The organism is Mycobacterium ahvazicum (genome assembly GCF_900176255.2).
GTDB classification, from domain to species: Bacteria; Actinomycetota; Actinomycetes; order Mycobacteriales; family Mycobacteriaceae; genus Mycobacterium; species Mycobacterium ahvazicum.
The window spans coordinates 1856293-1880978 of sequence record NZ_FXEG02000002.1; the positions used below are offsets into that span (position 1 = coordinate 1856293).

Consider the following 24686-nt stretch of genomic DNA (forward strand, 5'->3'; position numbering starts at 1 on the left):
GTCTTCGCGAGCGTAACGCCACGGTGGTATTGGGGTCGACTTTCCTGCGTGTGATTACGCTCGGCGAGCGCGGGCCGCACTGACGCGTCGGATGATGTCGTCGCGATGGTCTTCGGCGACAACCCTAACGACGAGCCAGCCCATCCGGTCGAGCATCTCCAGACGGCGGATGTCTTTGACGTATTGGGCCCGACTGGACCGGTGTTGATCGCCGTCGTACTCGACAGCGACTTTGATTTCCTCCCAGCCCATATCCAAATACGCTTCGGCCCAACCCCATTCATTGCGCACTGCAATCTGTGTCTGCGGCCGTGGAAATCCCGCGCTCACCAGCAGCAAGCGCAGCCAGGTTTCTTTCGGCGACTGCGCGCCGCCGTCGACCAGTTCGAGAGCCGTTCTGGCGGCCCGCAAGCCCCGCCGGCCGCGATAGCGCTCGACGAGCAGGTCGACATCGGCCGGCTTGACATCGGTCGCTTGCGCGAGTGCGTCGACCGCCGCGACGGCAATCCCCAACGGGTACCGCCTGACCAGATCGAGTGCGGTCCGCGCCGGTGTGGTTACGCGCATCCCGTCAATGACGCCGATCTCATCACCGTCGATGCGCTCTTCCCAAACTCGCACTCCGGCGGCGGGACGCCGGTTGGTGTCGATGATCGCGGCGGGCAAAGCCGGATCAATCCACTTCGCTCCATGCGAAGCGGAGGCGGAAAAGCCGGCGAGGACGCCGCGGCGTTGGGAGCGCAGCCAGCAGGCCTTCGCGCGCAGCAGGGGCGTTAGCTCGGTATCCCGCGGCACGTACACGTCTTTGTGTAGCGCGACGTAGCGGCTCGTTAGCTCATGGCGAGACAGCCTGCGCGCAGTCAGGGCTTCGCTGCCGAGGAACGGGTCTGTCATGGCAGAAGTGTGCCTAGGACCGCCGACAGCAATCGACGAGCGTAACGCCACGCTGGCATTTGCTGAGATTTCTCTGCGTGACGTTACGCTCGCGGAGCGACCGGGAGGTGCCGTGACGCCTCGCCGCAAAAAGGGGCAGATTGGAGCTCTGCCACACCGAGACGATAGGTTGGCCGAGTGACTGACATGGCGACTGAGAAAGCCACTGAGTCCGCCACCGCCGGCGGCAAACCCCCATTCGTATCCCGGTCGGTCTTGGTGACCGGCGGAAACCGGGGGATCGGTCTGGCAATCGCCCAGCGGCTGGCCGCCGACGGCCACAAGGTGGCCGTCACACACCGCGGCTCCGGGGCACCCGAGGGGTTGTTCGGCGTCGTGTGCGATGTCACCGACAGCGAAGCTGTCGACCGCGCCTTCAAAGAGGTCGAGGAGCACCAGGGTCCGGTCGAGGTACTGGTGTCCAACGCCGGCATCTCCAAGGATGCATTTCTCATCCGGATGACCGAGGAGCGGTTCGAGGAGGTCATCAACGCCAACCTCACTGGCGCGTTCCGGGTCGCTCAGCGCGCCTCGCGCAGCATGCAGCGCAAGCGATTCGGCCGCATCATCTTCATCGGTTCGGTGTCCGGCAGCTGGGGCATCGGCAACCAGGCCAACTACGCTGCCGCCAAGGCCGGTCTGATCGGCATGGCCCGCTCGATCTCCCGGGAGCTGTCCAAGGCCGGCGTCACCGCGAACGTGGTGGCCCCCGGCTATATCGACACCGAGATGACGCGCGCGCTCGACGAGCGGATCCAAGAGGGCGCCTTGGAATTCATTCCGGCCAAGCGGGTCGGCACCGCCGAGGAGGTCGCCGGGGCGGTCAGCTTCCTGGCGTCTGAGGATGCGAGCTACATCGCCGGTGCGGTGATCCCGGTTGACGGCGGCATGGGCATGGGCCACTAAGCAGAGGATTGACATGACAAAACTACTCGAAGGCAAGCGGATCCTCGTCACGGGGATCATCACCGACTCGTCGATCGCCTTTCACATCGCCAAGGTGGCGCAGGAGGCGGGCGCGCAGCTGGTGCTGACCGGGTTCGACCGATTGCGGCTCATCCAGCGCATTGCCGACCGGCTGCCCGAGAAGGCGCCGCTGATCGAACTCGACGTGCAGAACGAAAAGCATCTGGACACCCTGGCCGAGCGGGTGACCGCCGAGATCGGCGAGGGCAACCAGCTCGACGGTGTGGTGCACTCCATCGGCTTCATGCCGCAGACCGGAATGGGCATCAACCCGTTCTTCGACGCACCATACGAAGACGTGTCCAAAGGCATCCACATCTCGGCGTACTCGTACGCGTCGCTGGCGAAAGCGGTTCTGCCGATTATGAATTCGGGTGGCTCCATCGTCGGTATGGACTTCGACCCAACTCGCGCGATGCCGGCGTACAACTGGATGACGGTCGCCAAGAGTGCACTCGAGTCGGTCAACCGGTTCGTGGCGCGCGAGGCAGGTAAGTCCGGCGTCCGCTCGAATCTGGTTGCTGCCGGGCCGATCCGGACGCTCGCGATGAGCGCGATCGTCGGTGGCGCCCTCGGCGAGGAGGCCGGCGCCCAGATGCAGCTGCTCGAGGAAGGCTGGGACCAGCGCGCTCCAATCGGCTGGAACATGAAGGACCCCACGCCGGTCGCCAAGACGGTGTGCGCGCTGCTTTCGGACTGGCTGCCCGCGACCACCGGCACCATCATTTACGCCGACGGCGGCGCCAGCACCCAATTGCTGTAGACGGCAATGGAATTTGACGCTGTCCTGCTGCTTTCCTTCGGCGGACCAGAGGGCCCGGAGCAGGTCCGGCCGTTCCTGGAGAACGTCACCCGGGGCCGCAACGTGCCGCCGGAACGACTCGACGACGTCGCCGAGCACTATTTGCATTTCGGCGGCGTGTCGCCGATCAACGCCATCAACCGCGCGCTGGTCATGCAGCTGGAATACGAACTGGCCCAGCGCGGTCAGCAGCTGCCGGTGTACTTCGGCAACCGCAACTGGGAGCCGTACGTCGAAGACACAGTTAAGACTATGCGCGACAACGGTGTTCGTCGCGCCGTGGTGTTCACCACGTCGGCGTGGAGCGGGTATTCCAGCTGCTCGCAATACAGCGAAGACATCGCCCGGGCCCGGGCGGCCGCCGGGCCCGATGCGCCCGAGTTGGTCAAGCTGCGGCCCTATTTCGATCACCCGCGGTTCGTGCAGATCTTCGCCGATACCATCGGCGCTGCCTCCGGTGCCCTGACTCCGGAGCAACAGGCCGGCGCGCGTCTGCTGTTCACCGCGCATTCGGTTCCGGTGGCCGCCGACGAGCGCCTCGGCCCGCGACTGTACAGCCGCCAAGTCGCTTACGCCGCAAGTCTTGTCGCGGCGGCTGCCGGATACACCGAGTACGACCTCGCCTGGCAGTCGCGCTCGGGACCACCGCAGGTGCCATGGCTGGAACCCGATGTCGCCGACCACCTCACGGCGCTGGCCGCGGCGGGCACCCAGTCCGTCATCATCTGCCCGATCGGTTTCGTGGCCGACCACATCGAGGTGGTGTGGGATCTCGATTACGAGCTGGCGGCCCAGGCCGAGGCGGCCGGTGTGGCGCTGGTGCGGGCCTCGACGCCGAACGCCCACCCGCGTTTCGCGCAACTCGCCGCCGACCTGATCGACGAACTGCGGTACGGCCGTGGCCCGGAGCGGGTGACCGGCCCCGATCCGGTGGCGGGCTGCCTGGGCAGCGTCAACGGCGCGGCATGCCGCCCGCCGCATTGCGTTGCGCGAGAAGGCGGTTAGTCGGCCCAGGCCGACTGCATGATCGCGTTCACCGCGGCCATCCGGGCCGAACGCACCACCGCGTTGAGCGGTCGCAGCGCGTCGCCCGCGATCCGCGCCTCCGACGACGATTGGGTGCCCACCGGCTCCAGCCCGGACGCCACGCGAGCCGCGAAGCGATCCGGTGCAGCGGCATCCGACGCCTGACTCAGCCCGGAGCTGACCGTGATGATCGCGTCGACGTGTGCGGCGTTCTCCAGCACCCGCAATGCACGCGACGGAGCGTGGTCGGGAATCCGGTGTTGCCGTGTGGATTCCAGTAGCTGCTCGACGAGCCCACGCGGATCGTCGATGTCGCTGGCCGATCCCAAGCCGATCGCTCCGAGCGCGTCGGCGGCCGACCGCACCGCCGACCGCAGCGAGTATTCGGCATCGCCCAGCTCGTGGTGATCGAACACCGGCGCGCCGGGCAGCGAGTACACCGTCCAGGCCAGCGCACACAACTCCGGTGAATCCGGCTCGTCGCCGTCGGCATCGTCGAGATCGGCATAGGAGAACTCGGGGACCAGGCCGACCGCCGCCGTCGGATCGTCGGGGTGCGCGATGATCACCGCCTCACCGGCGGCCAGGGCGTCGCGCTCGAACTGCGTCCCGGGGGCCAGGCCGCGCACGTCGCCGGGAACCGGCAGCACCACGTTGATCCGCCCGTGCAGCGGACCCGGCGCACCGGCGGTCCCCGGCAGCGTCACCCGGCCAACCGCGGCGCGCAGCGTCTGCAACAACGACACGGTCCCGGCGTCGTGGACGTCGGGCCACGGCAGTCCGGTATGACCGGCCGCGACGGCATCATACGCGGTGACGGATTGCTTTGGCGCCCAAAGGGATAACGCGTCCAATACGTCATCGGGCGCAGCCTTGCCGGCGAGCCAGGCGTTAGCCCACACGGACAGTGAAACACTCGGACACCACATGATCTCGCAGTGTAGTTGTTCGGTCCGGCAAAGGCGGATCACGCGTATTCTGACGGCATGGCGATCGCGCTGAGCTGGCTGATCTTCGCGCTGGCTCTTGCCGGTGCCGAGGCGCTGACGGGCGATATGTTCCTGTTGATGCTGGGCGGCGGTGCGCTGGCCGCCGCGGTCACGGCGTGGTTCACGAATTGGCCGATCCTGGCCGACGGCGCGGTGTTCCTGGTCGTCTCAATCCTGCTTGTCGTGCTGGTCCGGCCCGCATTGCGGCAGCGGATGACCCCCAAGTCGCTGCCGACGGGCATCGAGGCGCTCGAGGGCAAAAGCGCGCTGGTGCTCGATCGGGTTGCCCGCGACGAGGGTCAGGTGAAACTTGACGGCCAGGTGTGGACGGCGCGTCCGTTCAACGACGGCGACGTCTACGAGCCCGGCGAATCGGTCACGGTCGTGCACATCGACGGCGCGACGGCGGTGGTGTTCAAGCACTGATCGGTCGGCACAGACGCTGCGAAGACGCTGCGAGAGAAAGGAACTCCGGTGGAAGGTGCGGTTGCGGGTTTGGTGTTGCTGGCCGTTCTGGTGATCTTCGCGATCATCGTGGTGGCCAAGTCCGTGGCGCTGATACCGCAGGCCGAAGCCGCGGTGATCGAGCGTCTGGGTCGGTACAGCCGCACGGTCAGCGGGCAGCTGACGCTGCTGGTGCCGTTCATCGATCGCGTCCGGGCCCGGGTTGATCTGCGCGAGCGGGTGGTGTCGTTCCCGCCGCAGCCCGTGATCACCGAGGACAACCTGACGCTCAACATCGACACCGTGGTCTATTTCCAGGTCACCGTTCCGCAGGCGGCCGTCTACGAGATCAGCAACTACATCGTCGGCGTCGAGCAGCTCACCACGACCACGCTGCGCAACGTCGTCGGCGGTATGACGCTGGAGCAGACTCTGACCTCGCGCGACCAGATCAACGGACAGCTGCGCGGTGTGCTCGACGAGGCGACCGGTCGCTGGGGCCTGCGCGTCGCCCGGGTCGAGCTGCGCAGCATCGACCCGCCGCCGTCGATCCAGGCATCGATGGAGAAGCAGATGAAGGCGGACCGGGAGAAGCGGGCGATGATCTTGACCGCGGAAGGCACCCGGGAGGCGGCGATCAAACAGGCCGAGGGTGCCAAGCAGGCGCAGATCCTGGCCGCCGAGGGCGCCAAGCAGGCCGCGATCCTGGCCGCCGAGGCGGACCGGCAATCCCGGATGCTGCGCGCTCAGGGTGAGCGGGCCGCGGCCTACCTGCAGGCGCAAGGCCAGGCCAAGGCCATCGAGAAGACGTTCGCTGCGATCAAGGCCGGCCGGCCCACTCCGGAGATGCTGGCCTATCAGTACCTGCAGACCCTGCCGAAAATGGCGCAGGGCAGTGCCAACAAGGTGTGGGTGGTGCCCAGCGACTTCAGCGCGGCGCTACAGGGTTTCACCAAACTGCTGGGCACGCCCGGCGAGGACGGGGTGTTCCGGTTCGAGCCGTCGCCGGTCGAGGACGTGCCCCAGCACGCCCCCGCCGCGGACGATGCCGACGTGGCCGATTGGTTCTCCACCGAGACCGACCCCAAGATCGCCCAGGCGGTCGCCAAGGCCGAGGCGATAGCCCGCCAGCCGATCGACGGCCAGCCACCCGAATTGACGCAATAGGATTGTCAGATGAGTGTTGTGACTTCCCCGAAGACGTATACGGCGCTGGGTGCGTTTCACGCCGTCGACGCGGTGTTGTGCGGTGTCCAGATCGCCCCGATCAGGAAAATTCTGGATGACGTCGGACTCCCGGAGAACGTCAGGCCCGTGCTTCCGGTGGTGAAGTCCGCCGCTGCGGTCGGCTTGCTGTCGGTCACCCGTTTCCCCGCGCTGGCGAGGCTGACGACGGCGATGCTGACGCTGTACTTCGCCCTGGCGGTGGCCGCGCACGTGCGAGTGCGCGACAAGGTCGTCAACGGTCTGCCGGCTGCAGTGTTTCTGGCCCTGGTCGCCGCGATGACGGTTCGCGGACCGGATCAGAGTTAGTTAGCTCAGGGGGCCGCTGAAGGTCACGGTTGCGGCAAGGCCGGTTCGAGCGGAGTCGACGACGGCTGCGCGTGCGGCCCCGGCGGCAATGGCGGCATCGGCACCACGCTGGGCGCCGGCGCCACTCCGGTGGGCGCAGGCGGCGCGGGATACCCCGGCGTCTGGGAGGAAAACGGCGGTGGATACGGCGGCGGGGGCAGCTGGACGCGGATCGTAAACACCAGGCCGGTAATGGCGAAAGCGGCGATAGCGCCGACGATCAGCCCTGCCAGCCCGGCGGCGACCAGCGCGGCCGTGGAAAAGCGCCGCGCGGGTGCGCCGGCGTGGCTGTCGTCGGACGTCATGTCGCTCCCCAGTGCTCGTCGTGTCGAGAATGGTCGTCAGCGCGGTCCGGATGGTGGTGCGGTCATGGCGGTCAGATGCCATTGGTCGAGCCACGGCTGCACAAGTTCGGCAACGGAGAATTCCGCCGGGGCCAGGCACCCGGCGGCGGGATTGGCGGGATTGCTGCCCCGAATGGCGATGCCGACCGCGGTGGCGGTGCCGTCGTTTCGAATGAGGTAGACCGGGCCGCCGGAATCACCGCATTGGCCGCCCGCCGCGAACGAGACCTTGCTCTCGGTGACGTCGAGGATCGCGCCGCATTCGGCCTCGCCACTGCTCATGCCGTACTTGCACAGCTGCTGTCCGACCGACAGCTCGGTGGTGACCCCCGTGATCGGCAACGCGGCGGCGATGGCCGGACTCTGCGGGACATGGTCGCCGTCGAGCACGATCAGGCCGATGTCGTGCTGCTCGTCGTGGACGCCCTCGTTGACGGTCTGGACGAACGTGCCCAACTTCGCGTACGGGAGGATCCCGGCGAGGTTCATCACGACCTTGCTCTGTTGCCGGGACCGATTGCAGTGACCCGCGGTGAGAACACCCGCCTGGCCACTGCTGGTGCGCACCAAAAACCCAGCGGTGCAACCCATTCCACCAGAACCGTCGGTGTATTCGACGTAGATGCCCGCCCCCGGGCCCGCGGCAGCGGACGCGGGCAACGCGATGGGTGTCAGCTCGGGCTGCGACGGTTCCATGGTGTGCTCGAAATTCTTGGGCGCCAGCCAGATGGCCGTAATACACACAACGGCGGCGAGCGCTGCACCGATCGTCACCCACGAGGCGTGCGGCCGCGCCCGTGCCACCGGCGGGTAGCGCATCACCGGTGAGGCGAGGACGCTGCCGGCCGGCACGCGATACAGCTTGATCCGGTCGAGCACGAAGGACAACACCGCGACGGCCACCGACGCCAGCGCGCCGAGCAGGAGCACGAGCAGACCGGCCCGCGACGGCTGCAAGCTGAAACTTGCCAGCTGCTGCGCGTAGACCCGCTCCATTGAATAGATCTTTCAGGCAAGCGGCGGCGCGCTCAAGAAAACGGCGCAGTTAGCTGAAAATAGCCGGTTCCGACGCGGGTTCGTCAGGATGCGGCGCGCGGTGGTGGTGCCGGCGGTAATGACGTATCTCGAGGAACAACCCGGTGAGCCCCAGCGCACTGGTGACCAACGACACGGCGAACAGCAGCGGGCTCGGGTGACCGGCCAGCGCGTCGCCGAGAAACACGACCGCGGCGGTGCCGGGTAGCAGGCCGGCCAGCGTGGCCAGCGTGTACGGCAGGATGCCGACGGCGGATGCGGCGGCTGCGTAGTTCACGACGGAAAATGGCAGCACCGGAATCAACCGCAGCGACACGACCGACACCCAGCCCCGCTCGCGCAGGCGCTCGTCGGCCCGGTGGATCGCCCGGTAACGAACCAGCCGCGACAGCCGCCATCCCGCGGCGCGCACCAACACCAGCGCCAGCACCGCGCTCGCCGTGCTGGCGACCACCGCGATCAGCACGCCCAGGGCCGGCCCGAACAGCAGACCCGCGGCCAGGGTGAACGCCGTGCGGGGTACCGGCACCACCGTGACGACGATGTGTGCGAGCAGAAACGCCAGCGGAAACCACGGGCCCAGCGATTGTGCCCAATCGCGCAACTGCACCGCGCCGGGTAGCGGAACCCAGAGCGCCACGGCCACCGCGATTGTGATACCGACCACTGCCGCGATGGCGCGCGGCCGGGACAGCTGGCGCACGCTCATCGCCAGCGCGCGCCTGAGACTGCGCAGCGTACTGGTGGTTTTGGCGGTGGCCGGGCCCGTCACGCCACTCAACGTTACGGGCCGGATATGAATAACTTGTATCCCCGGCTTGGTGTTTCGCCGACGACCTGGACCGACCGATTCCACCGCACGGTTTTTTGACGGCGGGGGCAATCAATTAGCCTGATTAGCGAGTCGCGTGTCCTCCGCAACCTCAAGCAACGTTGCCAATAGCTGCGAAAACAGGAGCAGTCGGTGTCCATTGATGTACCCGAGCTCGCCGACCTGGAACAGGTTCGCGAGCGCTGGCGCACCGCGGTTGCCGGTGTGCTTGCCAAGAGCACCCGCAAGGAACCCGCCGAGTTGGGGCAAGAACCCGAACAGCTGCTGGACACCCCGACCTACGACGGATTCGCCGTTCGTCCGCTCTACACCGCGTTCGACGAGCTGCCCGAGCCGTCGCTGCCCGGCCAGTGGCCCTACCTGCGCGGGGCGGACCCCTTCCGCGACGTCAAGTCCGGCTGGAAGGTCGTCGAGGCATTCCCGTCCGCCGGTGCCAGCGCCGCGGAAACGAACGCGGCCGTGCTGGGTTCGCTCGGTGACGGGGTCAGCGCGCTACTGCTGCGAGTCGGGGCGGGCGGCGTGGCTCCCCAGGAGCTCGAAGGGCTGCTCGCGGGTGTCTACCTGAGCATGGCGCCGATCATCCTCGAGGCCGGCGCGGACTACGCGGCGGCGGCCGACGCGATGCTGGCCCTGGTGGCCGAGGTCGAATCCGGCCAACGCGCCACCCTCTCGATAGATTTGGGCGCCGACCCGCTGACCGCGGCGCACAGCGGACGCCCCGCGCCGACGATCGACGACGTCGTCGCGGTCGCGTCGCGGGTGACCGGCGATCACGGCGTGCGGGCGATCACGGTCGACGGGCCCGCGTTCCACAATCTGGGCGCCAACACGACTTGGGAGCTGGCCGCCAGTGTCGCGGCCGCGGTCGCCTATCTGCGGGTGCTCACCGAGTCGGGGATGCCGGTCCGCCGGGCGCTGGGCCAGATCAGCTTCCGGTTGGCCGCCGACGACGACCAGTTCATGACGATCGCGAAAATGCGTGCGGTGCGTCAACTGTGGGCGCGGGTCGCCGAGGTCGTCGGGGAGCCTGACGCGGGTGGAGCGATCGTGCACGCGGAGACGTCGCTGCCGATGATGACCCAGCGCGATCCCTGGGTGAACATGCTGCGCTGCACGCTGGCCGCGTTCGGCGCCGGTGTCGGCGGCGTCGACACCGTGCTCGTCTTCCCGTTCGACATCGCGATCCCGGGTGGCTTTCCCGGTACGGCACGAAGCTTCGCCCGGCGCATCGCGCGCAACACCCAGCTGCTGCTGCTGGAGGAGTCGCACGTCGGCCGGGTGCTGGACCCCGCCGGTGGCTCGTGGTTCGTCGAAGACCTCACGCAACGCATTGCCGAGGGCGCCTGGGAACACTTCCAGGCCATCGAGGGCCGCGGCGGATTCGTCGACGCTCATGACTACATCGCCGATCAGATCGCCGACATCGCCGCCCGCCGTGCCGACGACATCGCGCATCGACGCACCGCGATCACCGGCGTCAATGAATTCCCAAACCTGTCCGAACCTGCACTGCCGCAAAGTGATTCGATCGGCCAACCCGACGTCGGAAACTTGCAGCGCTACGCCGCGGGATTCGAGACCTTGCGCGACCGCTCGGACGCCTTCCTGGCCCGCACCGATGCCCGGCCCAAGGCGCTGCTGCTTCCGCTGGGCCCGCTGGCCGAGCACAACATCCGCACCACGTTCGCGGCGAACCTGCTGGCGTCGGGCGGCATCGAGGCGGTCAACCCGGGAACCCTCGACGCGGATGGGGTCGCCGCGGCGGTGTCCGATGCGGGATCGCCAGCCGCAGCGGTGATCTGCGGCACCGACAAGCGCTACGCGACCGAGGCGGCCGCTATCGTCGACGCGGCACGCAACGCCGGAGTATCGCGGGTCTACTTGGCCGGACCGGAAAAGGCGGTCGCCAATACCGATCCCGAGCACCGGCCCGACGAATACCTGACAGCCAAAATCAATGCGATCGAAGCGCTTTCGGATCTGCTCACTCGGTTGGGGGCGTAACACGATGACGACGTCGACTCCTGTGATCGGCAGCTTCGCCGACATCCCGCTGCACGGCGACCGCGAGGGGCAGCAGCCCACCGAAGCCGCCGTGGACAAGCATGTCGCCGCGGCCGCCGAGGCGCACTTGTACACCCCCGATCAATTGGTGTGGCATACGCCGGAAGACATTGCGGTCAAACCGGTTTACATCGCGGCCGACCGTGCGGCCGTCGAAGCCGACGGCTACCCGCTGAACAGCTTCCCCGGTGAACCGCCGTTCGTGCGCGGCCCGTACCCGACGATGTATGTCAACCAGCCGTGGACAATTCGCCAATACGCCGGCTTCTCCACCGCCGCGGAGTCCAACGCGTTCTACCGCCGCAACCTGGCCGCCGGCCAGAAGGGCCTGTCGGTGGCCTTCGACCTGGCCACTCACCGCGGATACGACTCCGACCATCCCCGCGTTCAGGGTGACGTCGGAATGGCCGGTGTAGCAATCGATTCCATCCTGGATATGCGACAGCTGTTCGACGGTATCGACCTGTCGTCGGTGTCGGTGTCGATGACCATGAACGGGGCCGTGCTGCCGATCCTGGCGCTGTACGTGGTGGCCGCCGAGGAGCAGGGGGTGCCGCCGGAGAAGCTGGCCGGCACCATCCAGAACGACATCCTCAAAGAGTTCATGGTGCGCAACACCTACATCTATCCGCCCAAGCCGTCGATGCGAATCATCTCCGACATCTTCGGATACACCAGCGCCAAGATGCCGAAGTTCAACTCAATCTCCATCTCCGGCTATCACATCCAAGAGGCCGGTGCCACAGCGGATTTGGAGCTGGCCTACACGTTGGCCGATGGTGTGGACTACATCAAGGCCGGCCTGGACGCCGACCTCGACATCGACAAGTTCGCGCCGCGGCTGTCCTTCTTCTGGGGCATCGGGATGAACTTCTTCATGGAGGTCGCCAAACTCCGTGCGGGCCGGTTGCTGTGGAGCGAGCTGGTCAGCCAGTTCAACCCCAAGAACGCGAAATCGCTTTCGCTGCGCACACACTCGCAGACCTCGGGCTGGTCGCTGACCGCGCAGGACGCTTTCAACAATGTCGCCCGGACCTGTATCGAGGCGATGGCGGCGACTCAGGGCCACACCCAGTCGCTGCACACCAACGCGCTCGACGAGGCGCTGGCGCTGCCCACCGACTTCTCCGCGCGGATCGCCCGTAACACCCAACTCCTGCTGCAGCAGGAGTCTGGCACCACGCGGCCGATCGACCCGTGGGGCGGCTCCTATTACGTCGAGTGGCTGACCCATCAGCTCGCGCAGCGCGCGCGGGCCCACATCGCCGAGGTCGCCGAGCACGGCGGTATGGCCCAGGCCATCGACGACGGCATTCCCAAGCTGCGCATCGAGGAGGCCGCCGCACGCACCCAGGCCCGGATCGACTCGGGCGTCCAGCCCGTGGTGGGGATCAACAAGTATCAGATCGAGGAGGACCAGGAGGTCGAGGTCCTCAAGGTCGAAAATAGCCGGGTGCGCGCCGAACAGCTGGCGAAGTTGAAAGACCTACGGGCGAACCGGGATTCGCAGGCCGTCGAGGCCGCACTGGCCGATCTGTCCCGGGCCGCCGCCGCGCACGGCCGGGCCGGGGAAGACGGCCTGGGCAACAACCTGCTGGCGCTGGCGATCAACGCCGCGCGGGCCAAGGCCACGGTCGGGGAGATCTCGGACGCACTGGAGAAGGTCTACGGCCGCCACCAGGCGGAGATCCGCACGATCGCCGGTGTCTACCGCGACGAAGCCGGAAAGGCTCCCAACATGGCAACCGCCACCGAACTAGTCGAGAAGTTCGCCGAGGCCGACGGCCGCCGGCCGCGGATCCTGGTGGCCAAGATGGGCCAGGACGGCCACGATCGCGGGCAGAAGGTGATCGCGACGGCATTCGCCGACATCGGATTCGACGTGGACGTCGGATCGCTGTTCTCGACACCGGAGGAAGTCGCCCGCCAGGCCGCCGACAACGATGTGCACGTGGTCGGCGTGTCCTCGCTGGCCGCCGGACACCTGACCCTGGTTCCCGCGCTGCGCGACGCGCTCGCCGAAGCGGGCCGGCCCGACATCATGATCGTGGTCGGTGGCGTGATCCCGCCCGGGGACTTCGACGAGCTTTACCAGGCGGGTGCGGCGGCCATCTTCCCGCCCGGCACGGTGATCGCCGACGCCGCAATCGGCTTGCTGCACAAGCTCGCCGAGCGGCTCGGGTACTCGCTGGATCAGTGAAGACCGCTGCGAAAGTGCAACCAGGGACGCCGTTACTCGCGAAATGCGTTCCCGGTTGCACTTTCGCGGGTTTGGGGTGTCCATGACCTCCCAGGACGCGGCTCACAAACTGGCCCAGGCTATTCGCAGCGGCGATCGTGCGGCGCTGCCACGAGCCATCACGATGCTGGAGTCCACCCGGGCCGACCATCGTGAGCGGGCCCAGCAGTTGCTGCTGGAATTGCTGCCCGACTCCGGAAATGCCCATCGAGTGGGTATCACCGGGGTGCCGGGGGTCGGAAAGTCCACCACCATCGAAGCGCTGGGCATGCACCTGATCGACCGCGGCCACCAGGTGGCGGTCCTGGCGGTCGATCCCTCCTCGACGCGGACCGGCGGCTCGATCCTCGGCGACAAGACCCGGATGTCACGCCTGGCGGCGCACCCGGACGCCTACATCCGGCCATCGCCGACATCGGGAACTTTGGGTGGTGTAGCAAAGGCCACCCGGGAGACTGTCGTTCTGCTGGAGGCGGCGGGTTTCGACGTGATCCTGATCGAAACCGTCGGCGTGGGCCAGTCCGAGGTGGCCGTGGCCAACATGGTCGACACCTTCGTGTTGCTGACTCTGGCCCGCACCGGCGACCAGCTACAAGGCATCAAAAAGGGCGTGCTGGAACTGGCCGACATTGTCGTGGTCAACAAGGCCGACGGCGAGCACCTGCCCGAGGCGCGCAAAGCCGCCCGGGAGCTGTCGTCGGCGATCAGACTGATCTATCCACGCGAAACTCTATGGCGGCCACCGGTTCTCACGATGAGCGCGGTTGAGGGGAGTGGACTGGCCGAGATGTGGGACACCGTCGAGCGTCACCGCCGGGTGCTCACCGAGGCTGGAGAGTTCGAAGCCCGTCGGCGTGATCAGCAAGTCGACTGGACCTGGCAGATGGTCCGCGACACGGTCCTGGATCGGGTGCTGTCCAATCCGGCGGTGCGCAACATGCGCGCCGAGCTGGAGCGGCAGGTCAAAGCCGGCGAGCTGACCCCCGCGCTGGCGGCCCAGCAAATACTAGACGCGGCGTCGCGCTAACGGAAAGGTAAATTAATCCGTGTTTGCGCCTCAGCCGGGCTGATCCGAAGTAAATTCAAAATCGTGACGGTAGACAACGGGGTCGATCGCCGCACGAACGCCTCCCGCGATGTCCCTGACGCAGGTCATCGTGTGTTCGGTGCGGTGGACCCAAACTTCTCTTGCGTTGTGCGCGGCTTTTCGAGCCTGTTCCCCGGTCGCCGCTTCGGTGGTGGAGCGCTGGCGGTATACCTCGATGGCCAACCAGTCGTTGACGTGTGGACGGGCTGGTCGGACCGGGCGGGCAAGGTGCCCTGGACCGCCGACCGGGCTCCGATGGTTTTCTCCGCGACCAAGGGGATGGCCGCGACGGTCATCCACCGGCTCGCGGACCGGGGGCTGATCGACTACGAAGCGCCCGTGGCCCAGTACTGGCGTGAGTTCGGGGCCAACGGGAAGTCGACGCTCACCGTCCGCGAGGTGATGAGACACCGCGGCGGTCTGTCGGGCTTGCGCGGCGCCACGCAGGACGACCTGCTGGATCACCTGATCATGGAAGAGCGGCTGGCCGCGGCGTCGCCCGGACGGTTGCTGGGCAAACCGGCCTACCACGCCCTGACCTTTGGCTGGCTGATGTCTGGCCTGGCCCGCGCCGTGACCGGCAAGGGGATGCGCACGCTGATCCGCGAGGAACTGGCCGAGCCGCTGGGCACCGATGGCATGCACCTGGGCCGGCCACCCGCCGGCGCGCCGACCAAGGTTGCCGAGATCATCATGCCGCAGAACGTCATCGGAAACCCCGTCATCGGCTACGCGGCACGCAAGGTTGCCACCGAGCTCTCGGGTGGATTCCGCTCGCTGTACTTCCGCGGCGTCATGGCCGCTGTGCAGGGCGATATCCCATTGCTGGACGCCGAGATGCCGGCGGCCAACGGGGTGGCGACGGCTCGCGGGCTGGCGCGGATGTACGGCGCCATCGCTAACAACGGTGAGATCGACGGCATCCGCTTCCTGTCGCCGGAGATCGTCGCCGGGCTGACGGGGCGACGCAGCCTGAAGCGGGACCGAAACATCATGGTGCCCTTGTCATTCCACCTCGGCTATCACACCGTGCCGTTCGGCAATGTGATGCCGGGCTTCGGACATGTCGGAATGGGCGGATCGTTCGGATGGGCCGACCCCGCGTCGGGGCTGGCGTTCGCGTTCGTGCACAACCGGCTACTGTCGCCATTCCTGATGCTGGATCACTCCGGCGTGGCCACGTTGGGCAACTTGCTCCGGGTGGGTGTCGGGAAGGCCCGCAAGCGCGGTTTCCGGCCGGTCACCGAGTTCGGGGCGCCGTTCAGTGAGCCGGGAGCAGTTGCTGGCTGAATCGCGTTTCCGCGCGAAACTTCGGCTGCGGCGGTAAAATCGGGCAACCCTCGATGGTGAACACCCGGTTACCAGCCAACGAACCACGAGGTAGGGGGCCGAATGAAAGGCTTTCCCGTGCGTACCCACCACGACGCAACCGCCGCTAAAGTGGCGATTCCCCTGCAGTCGCGTAAATTAGTTTCGGTAATGATCGAAAGTCGATGTTGCGGCTCGATATACGGGGTGGGGGCGCCGCGCCGCCACCCCGCGGGCCAGATCGACCACGGTGGGACGGCCTCCGCAGCCGGCTTGGAGTCGTGTTCGTGACGGCGACGGACGGCCGGGCCAAGAGGGCGCGCAAGGCCACGAGCGCGCATCGCGGGGTCGTCCTTTTCGTATTGGGGCCGCAACGGTCCGGAACGTCGGCACTTACCCGTGTTCTTTCCCTCTCCGGTGGTGCGTTGCCCGCCGGGATGTTGGGCGCCGACGCCGGCAACCCGCGCGGCTACTGGGAGCCGCGCAAGGCCATCGCCATCAACGAAACCATTCTGCATCGCCAGCACACCGCCTGGTTCGATCCGTCACTGTGCTCGATGGACGTCGACGCGCTCGACGCCAAGGAGAGGGCCGCCTGTATCGGCCAGATCGAGGCCTACCTGACCAAGCTGCCCGCCGCGCCAGTCCTGGTGATCAAGGAACCCCGGATAACCACGCTGTCCCCGCTGTGGTTCGACGCCGCGCGACGGGCCGGTTTCGAGGTGGGGGTAGTCGTCGCGGTCCGCCACCCGATGGAGGTCATCTCGTCCGTCGCGGCGACCTGGCAAGTCTCGCGGGAGCTCTCGGGTGCCCTGTGGCTGAAATACAGCCTTCTGGCGGAGCGCTACACGCGCGGCCTGCCGCGTGTCTTCGTCGACTACGCCGACTTCCTGGACAACTGGCGCCGGGAGGTCAAGCGGATAGCCACCACGCTCAACATCGACCTGAACACGCAGCAAGAGGACGCAATCGAGGAGTTCCTCACCGATGATCTGCGGCGCCAGCGACACTCCGGATGCGTGAAAGGGCTCGGCGCGGACTGGATTTCCACCGTCCACCACACGCTCTGCGAGGCCGCGCACGACGAGCCGCTGGACACCGCCGTACTGGATCGCATTTTCGAGTCGTATCGCACGAGCGACGAGTTGTGCGCGGCCTTCGAGGATTTCCGGGCTCTTTCCAGGAAGCCCCTCTACCGCTTCCTGCGCCCGTCGATCGCGATTCCGATGATGGAGCTTGTCGCGATGGCACACGGGCGGCGGGGGACGTGGGCCTAGCGGTTTGCCAGGCCACTGAAAAAGCTTGTCCTGCAGGCATTACGAAGCTGTTCACAATCCGGGACGAGCAGTGCGATCCCGGCGAACCGGCACCACGCCCGCTGTCGGTCACGTGGTAGCTGCGGACCTAAATCGCGAATGCCACTAGCCGCAGGGCACTCCTCGATATGATCGACCAGACCCATTGACGAACGGGAGACCTCGGCTCTTGTCACAATCCGTGCTTATCACCGGTGGAGCTGGATTTATCGGGTCTGCGTTGTCGCGCCGTCTCGTCAAGGCCGGTTACGAGGTAGCGGTGATGGACGTGCTGCACCCGCAGGTGCATGCCCCGGGTCAGGCGATCGACTTGCCGGCATCGGTGCGGTTGTTCACCGGCGACGTCACCCATGCGCCCGACTGGGATGCCGTGCTCCGGTTGTTCCGTCCTTCGCAGATCGTCCATTTGGCCGCCGAGACGGGAACAGCGCAATCGCTCTCCGAGGCGACGCGGCATGGCTCGGTCAACGTCGTGGGCACCACCCAGTTGCTCGACGGCTTGAGCCGGGCGGGATTCGTGCCCGATCAGCTTGTGCTGGCGTCATCGAGGGCCGTCTACGGCGAAGGCGCTTGGCAGAGCAGCGGGCACATCTTCTATCCGCGGCCACGCAGCCACGCGCAACTGGTGGCGGGCAACTGGGATCCGCAAGGACCGACGGGTGAGCCCGCGGTGCCGCTGCCCAGCTGCGCTGGACGAACCGAGCCTCGACCCACCAATGTCTACGCGGCGACCAAACTCGCCCAGGAGCACACCTTGGCGGCCTGGGCCGCCGCGCACGACACGAATGTCAGTGTGCTGCGCTTGCAGAACGTTTACGGGCCGGGCCAGTCGTTGACCAATTCGTATACCGGAATAGTCGCGCTCTTCGCGCGATTGGCTCGCGCGCAGCATTCGCTGGAGGTCTACGAAGACGGCCGGATTGTGCGCGATTTCGTGTTCATCGACGACGTTATCGACGCGCTGTTCGCGGCGGTACAGCAACCCGCGCCCGAGCAACGCTGCCTGGACATCGGATCAGGTACCCCGACAACGATTCATGAGCTGGCACAAACGATTAGCGCCGTTTGCGGTGCGCCCGAACCGGTCGTCGTATCGAAATTCCGCGACGGCGATGTGCGTGCCGCGAGCTGTGACGTTCAGCCCGCGAAAGAAGCGCTGGATTGGCGGCCGAAATGGACGCTCGACGACGGTTTGCAGAAACTGCTGGAATGGATTGGCAAGCAACGCGAATCTGGTTCTGCGACAACCGATCACACACTCGATTCGAACCGCTCGGTAGCCGAACATGCCGGGCGGAATTAGCAGCACCCGCACGTCATGCAGCGTGGTTGGTAACGGCTGGTGCGCGCACCGCACTCTGTCGTTGCCGCCTTGGGTCAAAGGTCAGGCCAGCCGGTTGGCTTGGACGCGGCGGCGTCGGGTTAGCTACGCGGCTCGTGGTGACTTACAGGCAATCGTGTGGTTCATTCAATAACTTGGAGTGATTCGCCTTAGTCTAGCCAGAACAGGGAGGTGAACCGGTGGGCGTTGTGGTCGGAAGGGCAGACGTGGAGCGGACGGCTGTTCATCGTCTGTGGAAAGCTTTGCTCCTTGGCACGGCGCTCGTCGTAGCTGCGGCATGCTATTTCGTGCCGGCTCTCCTCATCCCTCTCGGTGTGCTTCTGGTGTTGCTGGTAGGTGCGCGCATCATTCGCCCGGGACGGGATCGCTACATTCCGAATTTATACGCCCGGGACACCAGGATTTATGACGACGCCTACGGTGATTTCGTTCGCCAGACCATGGCAGATTTGCGGCCGCGCCGAATTCGAACTCACACGTTGCTGTATGAGGCGTCCGGCTTGGCCGGGCCGGCCCTGGGCGACTCCGACGAACTGATCCTCGACCTCGGCGTCTGGATCGGCTGGTCGACGAGGCTGATATCCGATGCCAGCGACCGAATGGTTTACGGCTTCGACAGCTTCGAGGGTCTGGTTGAGGACTGGAAACTCGAGGACCATGTCGTCAAGCGCGGAACGTTCTCCTTGTCGGATCCGTTTGCGCAACGGTTCATGCAAGACACCGGCGTCACTTTCCACGACGGCGTGCCCGACGCCCTCGGCCGTAAAGTCCAGTTCATCAAGGGCAGCACCTACGACACGCTCGCGCCGTTTCTGGCCGATCGGCCAAATGCGCCGATCAGGCTCTTTCATATGGATCTGGACACCTATGAGAGTTGCCTGCACGCGCTGGAGACGTGCAAGGAACACTTCGTTCCTGGGTCGATCCTCGTCTTCGACGAGTACCTCGTCACCAACGGCGAAATGCGGGCGTTCTTCGAGTTTCAGTCTCGCTACGAGCTGGAATGGCAATACCGGGCCTGGGGTCTCGAGATGATGGAGATGAATCTCGAGATGGTCACTGCCCGTTGGAAACGCATCTTCTACCGCATGGTCGCAATACCGGTGTATTGGCTGATCGGCGAGGGCAGCTTCGCCGTGAAGTTCTTGCGAAAGCCGTTTTGGCGATTTTGGTTCGGTGCTCCGATCAGCGACGTGATTTTCCTGCTCGGCGCGGCCGGGTCGCGGAAGTCGGTCAGTCTCGAGATCACCGGTCTGGGCAAGCTCGAGCGGACGCGCTAGTTTGACCGGCGATTGACGGTAGACTCCATACGCTGCGGCGCACGTTAGCTGGGGGCGTGGACGCCGAGGTTGCGACCGCCTCCGTGATGGCTGGTTTCGCCTCGGCGGCTTGCGGGAAAACCGCGAAACGCGTTGGCGCCGTCGGTGGGCGTCTAGGCTGAACAACCGGTTGACACATGGGAGTTAGAGGTATGGGAAATTGGGGGCAGATTTGACCGCGACTGAATGCGATTCGCGATCGGCGTATCTCGACCTGCTCCGCCGCGACCTCACCCGGTACGGCCAGGATCAGCTCGTGCCGGTCGGGTGGTACCGCCTGGGCCGGCCGGTATTCAGTAACCGCAATTTCATGCTGGTGCGCAAATATCCGTTCGACAAGCATGCGCGGGACCTCGGCCTGGATTGGCCGACGGACGCCTTGACGATGATCGGCATGCAGCGGCTGACCAGCCTGCAGCATTGCGTCGAGACGGTGCTCGCCGATGGGGTTCCCGGCGACCTGGTCGAGTGCGGCGTGTGGCGCGGTGGCGCTTCGATCTTGATGCGTGCGGTTCTTTCGGCGTACGGCGATCGGAGCCGCAGGGTGTGGCTGTGTGATTCGTTCGCCGGTGTACCGCCCCCGGACACCGTGAACTATAAGGCTGACAAAGGGATCAAGCTGCACCGCCACGCGAAGATCCTGGGCGTTCCGGAGGCGGAGGTCAGAGCGAATTTCGAGCGTTATGGTTTGCTCGATGATCAGGTCCGGTTTATCCCCGGCTGGTTCAAGGACACGTTGGCCGACGCTCCGATCGAGCAGATTTCGGTGTTGCGGCTGGACGGCGATCTGTATGAATCGACGATTCAGGCTCTCGACGCCCTTTATCCGCGCTTGTCGTCCGGCGGCTATTGCATCATCGACGACTACCACGCCCTCAAAGCGTGCGAGCAGGCGGTGGCCGACTACCGCGAGAAGCATGGGATATCCGCCAAGATCGAAGAAATCGACGGCACCGGCGTGCTTTGGCGCAAGCCATAACGCCACACAAACCCAAAGGCCTGATTTCGCAATGAAATTCGTGCTGGCGAATTACGGAACGCGAGGCGATGTCGAGCCCTCCCTCGTTGTCGCTCGCGAACTGCAGCGCCGAGGCCACGATGTGCAAATGGCCGTCGCGCCTGACCTGATGGAATTCGTCGAGACGGCCGGTCTTCCCGCGGTCTCCTACGGGCTGGACACGCGGACTTGGCTGGACGTGTACCGCAATCTGTGGACGTCCTTTTTCAGCAGGTTCTGGCGGGTCCGACAGCTGAGACGACTGTGGCACGAGATGTGGGAGCTCAGCGACGAGTGCTGGACCCAAATGAACACGACGCTGGTGTCGCTGGCCGAGGGCGCCGACCTGTTGTTCGCCGGGTTGAGTTACCAGGAGACCGCCGCCAACGTCGCGGAGTACCACGACCTTCCGTTGGTGACGTTGCATCATGTCCCGATGCGGCCCAACGGCCAGGTCGTATCGTTCCTGCCGCCGCCGCTGGCCCGCTACTCGATGACGGCGTTCGACTGGTTCTGCTGGCGGCTGAACAAGAAGGTCGAGGACGCGCAGCGCCGTGAACTCGGACTGCCCAAGGCAACCGGACCTTCACCGGGTCGCATCGCCCGGCGCCAATCCCTGGAAATCCAGGCCTACGACGAGGCTTGCTTTCCCGGGCTGGCGGACGAATGGGCTAAGTGGAACGGCCAGCGCCCGTTTGTCGGCACGCTGACGATGGAGCTGACGACCGAGGTCGACGACGAGGTGGTGTCCTGGATCGCCGCGGGCACACCGCCTGTCTGCTTTGGTTTCGGCAGCATGGCAGTGGAATCCCCGGCCGACACGATCGAGATGATCAGTTCGGCTTGCGCGGAGTTGGGCGAGCGGGCACTGGTGTGCGCCGGCTGGAGTGACTTCAGCGGCGTTGCCCTTCCCGATCACGTCAAGGTGGTGGGCGCGGTGAACTACGCGAAGGTTTTTCCCGCCTGCCGCGCCGTCGTGCACCACGGCGGCTCCGGCACCACGGCGGCAAGCATGCGGGCGGGCGTTCCCACGTTGATTCTGTCGATGGACCCCAACCAAACAATCTGGGGGTCCCAACTCAAAAAACTGAAAGTGGGGACCACCCGGCGTTTCTCGAGCACCAACCGCGAATCGCTGGTCGCGGATCTGCGCCGCATCCTCGACCCGGAATACGCGACGAGAGCCCGCGAGCTGGCCACCCGGATGACCAAACCCGCCGACAGCGTCAGCGCTGCCGCAGATCTGGTGGAAAACTTTGCCCGCGCGAAGCACCTTGCGTAATCCGGAATGGAACCGCGAATTGCGCGGGATCAATCCCCAATGTCCTGCTCCGTTCGTCAGTTTTTCTTTTCAGCGCTCACATCCGCCGTCGCGTAACGTCGTTGGATATCAAGTTTGCCGACGACGATTAGCCTTCCGATCACACTGTCTGATGGTCGACCAGAACTCACTATCGACGAACGCTGACGCGTTCGCGGTGACGGCGAATTTGCGGCTGATCGGGACAGCCAAAAGCCGACGTGAACCAGGAGTAAACGCGGTCGCCTGGGCTTGCCTAGGTCGACAGGAAGTGATAGGTCTAGCCTCGCGATGAAATTTGCTCTGGCATGTTATGGAACCCGGGGGGATGTCGAGCCCTCGCTGGCCGCTGGGCGCGAACTGTTGCGCAGAGGCCACGAAGTTCGCATGGCGATCCCGCCCAATCTCCTTGGGCTGGCCGAGACGGCCGGACTTGACGCGGTCGCCTACGGACCGGATATGCAGGCGTTCTGGGACGACGAGTTCCTGCGCAATTTCTGGTCGAGGTTCCGTCGCACGTTCTGGACGGTCAAGGGTCCGATCGACTTGGTGCGCGAAGCCTGGGAGCCCGTGCTGCGGTCCTGGACGGATATGAGCGAGACCCTGACGGCGCTGACGGCCGGGGCCGACGTGCTGTTCACCGGCCAGCTGTACCAGGACCTCGCGACTAACGTCGCGGAGTACTACGACATCCCGTTGGCGGTGCTGCATTACATCCCGATGCGGCCTAATGGGCAGCTCATCCCGAACCTGCCGGCGCCGCTGGTACGCACCGGTATGGCCGCGTATGACTGGATGGTCTGGCGGATGAACAAGAAGGCGGAGGACGCCCAGCGCCGCAAGCTCGGCCTGCCGAAAACCACCTGCGCCTCGCCGAAGCGGATCGCCCAACGCGGCTCATTGGAACTGCAGGCCTACGACCAGGTGTGCTTTCCCGGGCTGGCCGCCGAATGGGCGAAATGGGGCGACCGCCGCCCGTTTGTCGGAGCCCTGACGATGGGACTCACCACAGATATCGACGACGATGTCGTGGCGTGGGCGAACGCCGGAACACCGCCGATCTGCTTTGGCTTCGGCAGCATGCCGGTCAGCGAAACCCCGGCCGACACCGTCGAGATGATCGCCGCGGCCTGCGAGCAGTTGGGCGAGCGCGCGCTGATCTGCGCCGGTTGGGCAGACTTCAGCGAGGTGCCGCATTTCGATCACGTCAAGGTGGTCGGCGCGGTGAATTACGCGAAAGTCTTCCCCAGCTGCCGTGCGGTGGTGCATCACGGTGGCTCGGGCACAACGGCCGCGGGCCTGCGCGCCGGGATTCCCACGCTGATCCTGTGGACTGCAGGCGATCAGCCGTTCTGGGGCGGCCACCTCAGACGCCTGAAAGTGGGTGCCGCCCGCAAGTTTTCGCTGACCACGAAGGACACGCTGATCGAGGACTTGCGGCAGATCCTCACGCCGGAATGCGCTGCCAAGGCGCGGGCACTCGCAACCCACATGACGTCGGCCGAGGACAGTGTCACGCGCGCCGCAGATCTGCTGGAAAGCTTCGCCCATTCGGGCCGTTTTGCGTGATCGACAGGAACTTCTGTACGGCTACCGCGATGCCGGGCGCGTTCGGGTAGTCACCCGATTTCGCACTTCAGCATGTCGATTCAGCGGTCAGGCGCAGGGTACTCAGTTAACATGCTGTGGGGGTTAGTACGGTCTCGGACCCATGTCGGGGATCGGACCGGTCGAGCGGGGGAGTTGACGGAAGACTGTGGCACGCGTTGGTGACGTCGAAGGGCGTCTAGGCTCCATGATTGGGAGTAGTGGTATGCGAGGAGAGGGCCGTTTTGACCGTGACTGAAACCGACGCACGGTCGGCGTACCTTGACCTGCTCCGTCGTGACCTCACCCGATATGGTCAGGATGAATTGGTGCCGGTCGGGTGGTACCGGCTGGGACGGCCACTTTTCAACGCCCGCAACTTCATGTTGGTGCGTAAATACCCGTTCAACGCCTATGCGCGGGACCGGGGCCTGGACTGGCCGGCGGACGCGTTGACGATGATCGGTATGCAGCGACTCACCAGCTTGCAGAAGTGTGTCGAGACAGTGCTGGCCGATGGCGTTCCCGGCGATCTGGTCGAGTGCGGCGTATGGCGTGGCGGCGCTTCGATCTTAATGCGCGCGGTTCTGTCGGCTTACGGAGATCGGACGCGCAAGGTTTGGCTATGCGATTCGTTTGCCGGCGTACCTCCGCCGGATACGGCGAATTACCAAGCCGATAAAGGGATTAAGTTGCACCGGCATGCGAGCATCCTCGGAGTCTCGCAGGAGCAGGTCAAGGCGAATTTCGAACGCTATGGGTTGCTCGACGAGCAGGTCGATTTTGTCCCGGGCTGGTTCAAGGACACGTTGGCCGATGCCCCGATCGAGCATATCGCGGTGCTAAGGCTCGACGGCGATCTGTACGAGTCGACGATTCAGGCCCTCGACGCGCTCTACCCACGTCTGTCGTCGGGCGGCTATTGCATCATCGACGACTACCACGCCCTGAAAGCGTGCGAGCAAGCGGTGGCCGACTACCGCGAGAAGCACGGAATAACCGCCGAAATCGAGGAAATCGACGGCACCGGTGTGCTGTGGCGCAAGCCATAACCACCACACGGCCTTAAGTCTGAATCCGGCTTCCCAATCAGCGAACGGCATCACCGTTCGCTGTAAGCCCATGCCTAAGAACGTGTTTGCGTTATCCTGTGCAACGCAATCGGCCAACTAAGTTGCCGGTGA

The 24686-nt window shown here is 65.6% G+C and carries 22 protein-coding genes; 17 read left to right on the top strand and 5 right to left on the bottom strand.

Annotated features, from left to right (window positions below):
• Window positions 1-54: 54 nt before the first annotated feature.
• Window positions 55-894, bottom strand: coding sequence for a DUF559 domain-containing protein (locus MAAFP003_RS11075; protein WP_096286871.1), 840 nt, complete (start codon window positions 892-894; stop codon window positions 55-57).
• 186 nt (window positions 895-1080) lie between these two features.
• On the opposite strand from MAAFP003_RS11075, the gene fabG1 reads away from it, so the two are divergent.
• From fabG1 to MAAFP003_RS11090, 3 genes are read left to right on the top strand one after another with little or no spacing between them, the layout of a single operon-like run.
• A complete protein-coding gene (fabG1, locus tag MAAFP003_RS11080) occupies window positions 1081-1839 on the top strand; it encodes a 3-oxoacyl-ACP reductase FabG1 (RefSeq protein WP_165796352.1) in 759 nt (252 codons plus the stop codon).
• 13 nt (window positions 1840-1852) lie between these two features.
• A complete protein-coding gene (inhA, locus tag MAAFP003_RS11085) occupies window positions 1853-2662 on the top strand; it encodes an NADH-dependent enoyl-ACP reductase InhA (protein WP_096286875.1) in 810 nt (269 codons plus the stop codon).
• Between the two features lie 6 nt (window positions 2663-2668).
• Complete coding sequence (locus MAAFP003_RS11090; protein ID WP_096286877.1) at window positions 2669-3706, top strand: ferrochelatase; 1038 nt, start codon at window positions 2669-2671, stop codon at window positions 3704-3706.
• On the opposite strand, the gene MAAFP003_RS11095 is transcribed toward MAAFP003_RS11090, so the two are convergent.
• The gene (locus tag MAAFP003_RS11095; RefSeq protein WP_096286879.1) at window positions 3703-4656 is read right to left on the bottom strand and encodes a hypothetical protein; all 954 of its coding nucleotides are present in this window, start codon (window positions 4654-4656) and stop codon (window positions 3703-3705) included. The two genes, MAAFP003_RS11090 and MAAFP003_RS11095, sit on opposite strands and share 4 nt — an antisense overlap.
• 57 nt (window positions 4657-4713) lie before the next feature.
• On the opposite strand from MAAFP003_RS11095, the gene MAAFP003_RS11100 reads away from it, so the two are divergent.
• Genes MAAFP003_RS11100 through MAAFP003_RS11110 form a run of 3 tightly spaced genes read left to right on the top strand, consistent with a single transcriptional unit; the run spans window position 4714 to window position 6693 of the window.
• The gene (locus MAAFP003_RS11100) at window positions 4714-5142 is read left to right on the top strand and encodes an NfeD family protein (RefSeq protein ID WP_096286881.1); all 429 of its coding nucleotides are present in this window, start codon (window positions 4714-4716) and stop codon (window positions 5140-5142) included.
• 48 nt (window positions 5143-5190) lie between these two features.
• The gene (locus MAAFP003_RS11105; RefSeq protein WP_096286883.1) at window positions 5191-6327 is read left to right on the top strand and encodes an SPFH domain-containing protein; all 1137 of its coding nucleotides are present in this window, start codon (window positions 5191-5193) and stop codon (window positions 6325-6327) included.
• Between the two features lie 9 nt (window positions 6328-6336).
• Window positions 6337-6693, top strand: a complete 357-nt coding sequence (locus MAAFP003_RS11110) for a DoxX family protein (RefSeq protein ID WP_096286885.1) — start codon at window positions 6337-6339, stop codon at window positions 6691-6693.
• 23 nt (window positions 6694-6716) lie between these two features.
• Here MAAFP003_RS11110 and MAAFP003_RS11115 read toward each other — a convergent pair whose 3' ends face one another.
• Genes MAAFP003_RS11115 through MAAFP003_RS11125 form a run of 3 tightly spaced genes read right to left on the bottom strand, consistent with a single transcriptional unit; the run spans window position 6717 to window position 8883 of the window.
• The gene (locus tag MAAFP003_RS11115; RefSeq protein ID WP_096286887.1) at window positions 6717-7037 is read right to left on the bottom strand and encodes a hypothetical protein; all 321 of its coding nucleotides are present in this window, start codon (window positions 7035-7037) and stop codon (window positions 6717-6719) included.
• Between the two features lie 36 nt (window positions 7038-7073).
• Entirely contained in the window at window positions 7074-8072 is a 999-nt protein-coding gene (locus tag MAAFP003_RS11120) for a S1 family peptidase (protein WP_096286889.1), read from the bottom strand.
• Between the two features lie 49 nt (window positions 8073-8121).
• Window positions 8122-8883, bottom strand: a complete 762-nt coding sequence (locus tag MAAFP003_RS11125; protein ID WP_423790874.1) for a TVP38/TMEM64 family protein — start codon at window positions 8881-8883, stop codon at window positions 8122-8124.
• Between the two features lie 192 nt (window positions 8884-9075).
• On the opposite strand from MAAFP003_RS11125, the gene mutA reads away from it, so the two are divergent.
• From mutA to MAAFP003_RS11180, 11 genes are all read left to right on the top strand, one after another.
• Window positions 9076-10947, top strand: a complete 1872-nt coding sequence (gene mutA / locus MAAFP003_RS11130) for a methylmalonyl-CoA mutase small subunit (protein WP_096286891.1) — start codon at window positions 9076-9078, stop codon at window positions 10945-10947.
• 4 nt (window positions 10948-10951) lie between these two features.
• Window positions 10952-13207, top strand: coding sequence for a methylmalonyl-CoA mutase (scpA, locus tag MAAFP003_RS11135; RefSeq protein WP_096286893.1), 2256 nt, complete (start codon window positions 10952-10954; stop codon window positions 13205-13207).
• 82 nt (window positions 13208-13289) lie between these two features.
• Complete coding sequence (meaB, locus tag MAAFP003_RS11140; RefSeq protein WP_096286895.1) at window positions 13290-14273, top strand: methylmalonyl Co-A mutase-associated GTPase MeaB; 984 nt, start codon at window positions 13290-13292, stop codon at window positions 14271-14273.
• A gap of 63 nt (window positions 14274-14336) precedes the next feature.
• Window positions 14337-15623, top strand: a complete 1287-nt coding sequence (lipL, locus tag MAAFP003_RS11145; RefSeq protein ID WP_096286897.1) for an esterase/beta-lactamase LipL — start codon at window positions 14337-14339, stop codon at window positions 15621-15623.
• Between the two features lie 305 nt (window positions 15624-15928).
• Window positions 15929-16918 carry a sulfotransferase family protein gene (locus MAAFP003_RS11150; protein WP_096291059.1) on the top strand — a complete coding sequence of 330 codons (990 nt, stop codon included), beginning with the start codon at window positions 15929-15931 and terminating at the stop codon, window positions 16916-16918.
• Between the two features lie 220 nt (window positions 16919-17138).
• A complete protein-coding gene (locus MAAFP003_RS11155; protein ID WP_096286899.1) occupies window positions 17139-18260 on the top strand; it encodes an NAD-dependent epimerase/dehydratase family protein in 1122 nt (373 codons plus the stop codon).
• Between the two features lie 218 nt (window positions 18261-18478).
• The gene (locus tag MAAFP003_RS11160) at window positions 18479-19579 is read left to right on the top strand and encodes a class I SAM-dependent methyltransferase (RefSeq protein ID WP_243393870.1); all 1101 of its coding nucleotides are present in this window, start codon (window positions 18479-18481) and stop codon (window positions 19577-19579) included.
• A gap of 211 nt (window positions 19580-19790) precedes the next feature.
• Entirely contained in the window at window positions 19791-20597 is an 807-nt protein-coding gene (locus tag MAAFP003_RS11165; RefSeq protein ID WP_096291060.1) for a TylF/MycF/NovP-related O-methyltransferase, read from the top strand.
• 31 nt (window positions 20598-20628) lie between these two features.
• On the top strand, window positions 20629-21897 hold the full coding sequence (locus tag MAAFP003_RS11170) for a glycosyltransferase (RefSeq protein WP_096286903.1): 1269 nt from the start codon (window positions 20629-20631) through the stop codon (window positions 21895-21897).
• A gap of 309 nt (window positions 21898-22206) precedes the next feature.
• A complete protein-coding gene (locus MAAFP003_RS11175; RefSeq protein WP_096286905.1) occupies window positions 22207-23484 on the top strand; it encodes a glycosyltransferase in 1278 nt (425 codons plus the stop codon).
• Window positions 23485-23747: 263 nt separating this feature from the next.
• Window positions 23748-24554 (top strand): TylF/MycF/NovP-related O-methyltransferase, encoded by an 807-nt coding sequence (locus tag MAAFP003_RS11180; RefSeq protein WP_096286907.1) that lies wholly within the window; start codon window positions 23748-23750, stop codon window positions 24552-24554.
• Window positions 24555-24686 lie beyond the last annotated feature (132 nt).

Excerpts from the sequence above, each read along its gene's own strand:
- MAAFP003_RS11075 (WP_096286871.1), bottom strand. The coding sequence starts at position 894 with ATGACAGACCCGTTCCTCGGCAGCGAAGCCCTGACTGCGCGCAGGCTG.
- fabG1 (WP_165796352.1), top strand. The coding sequence starts at position 1,081 with ATGGCGACTGAGAAAGCCACTGAGTCCGCCACCGCCGGCGGCAAACCC.
- inhA (WP_096286875.1), top strand. The coding sequence starts at position 1,853 with ATGACAAAACTACTCGAAGGCAAGCGGATCCTCGTCACGGGGATCATC.
- MAAFP003_RS11090 (WP_096286877.1), top strand. The coding sequence starts at position 2,669 with ATGGAATTTGACGCTGTCCTGCTGCTTTCCTTCGGCGGACCAGAGGGC.
- MAAFP003_RS11095 (WP_096286879.1), bottom strand. The coding sequence starts at position 4,656 with ATGTGGTGTCCGAGTGTTTCACTGTCCGTGTGGGCTAACGCCTGGCTC.
- MAAFP003_RS11100 (WP_096286881.1), top strand. The coding sequence starts at position 4,714 with ATGGCGATCGCGCTGAGCTGGCTGATCTTCGCGCTGGCTCTTGCCGGT.
- MAAFP003_RS11110 (WP_096286885.1), top strand. The coding sequence starts at position 6,337 with ATGAGTGTTGTGACTTCCCCGAAGACGTATACGGCGCTGGGTGCGTTT.
- MAAFP003_RS11115 (WP_096286887.1), bottom strand. The coding sequence starts at position 7,037 with ATGACGTCCGACGACAGCCACGCCGGCGCACCCGCGCGGCGCTTTTCC.
- MAAFP003_RS11120 (WP_096286889.1), bottom strand. The coding sequence starts at position 8,072 with ATGGAGCGGGTCTACGCGCAGCAGCTGGCAAGTTTCAGCTTGCAGCCG.
- scpA (WP_096286893.1), top strand. The coding sequence starts at position 10,952 with ATGACGACGTCGACTCCTGTGATCGGCAGCTTCGCCGACATCCCGCTG.
- meaB (WP_096286895.1), top strand. The coding sequence starts at position 13,290 with ATGACCTCCCAGGACGCGGCTCACAAACTGGCCCAGGCTATTCGCAGC.
- MAAFP003_RS11170 (WP_096286903.1), top strand. The coding sequence starts at position 20,629 with ATGAAATTCGTGCTGGCGAATTACGGAACGCGAGGCGATGTCGAGCCC.
- MAAFP003_RS11175 (WP_096286905.1), top strand. The coding sequence starts at position 22,207 with ATGAAATTTGCTCTGGCATGTTATGGAACCCGGGGGGATGTCGAGCCC.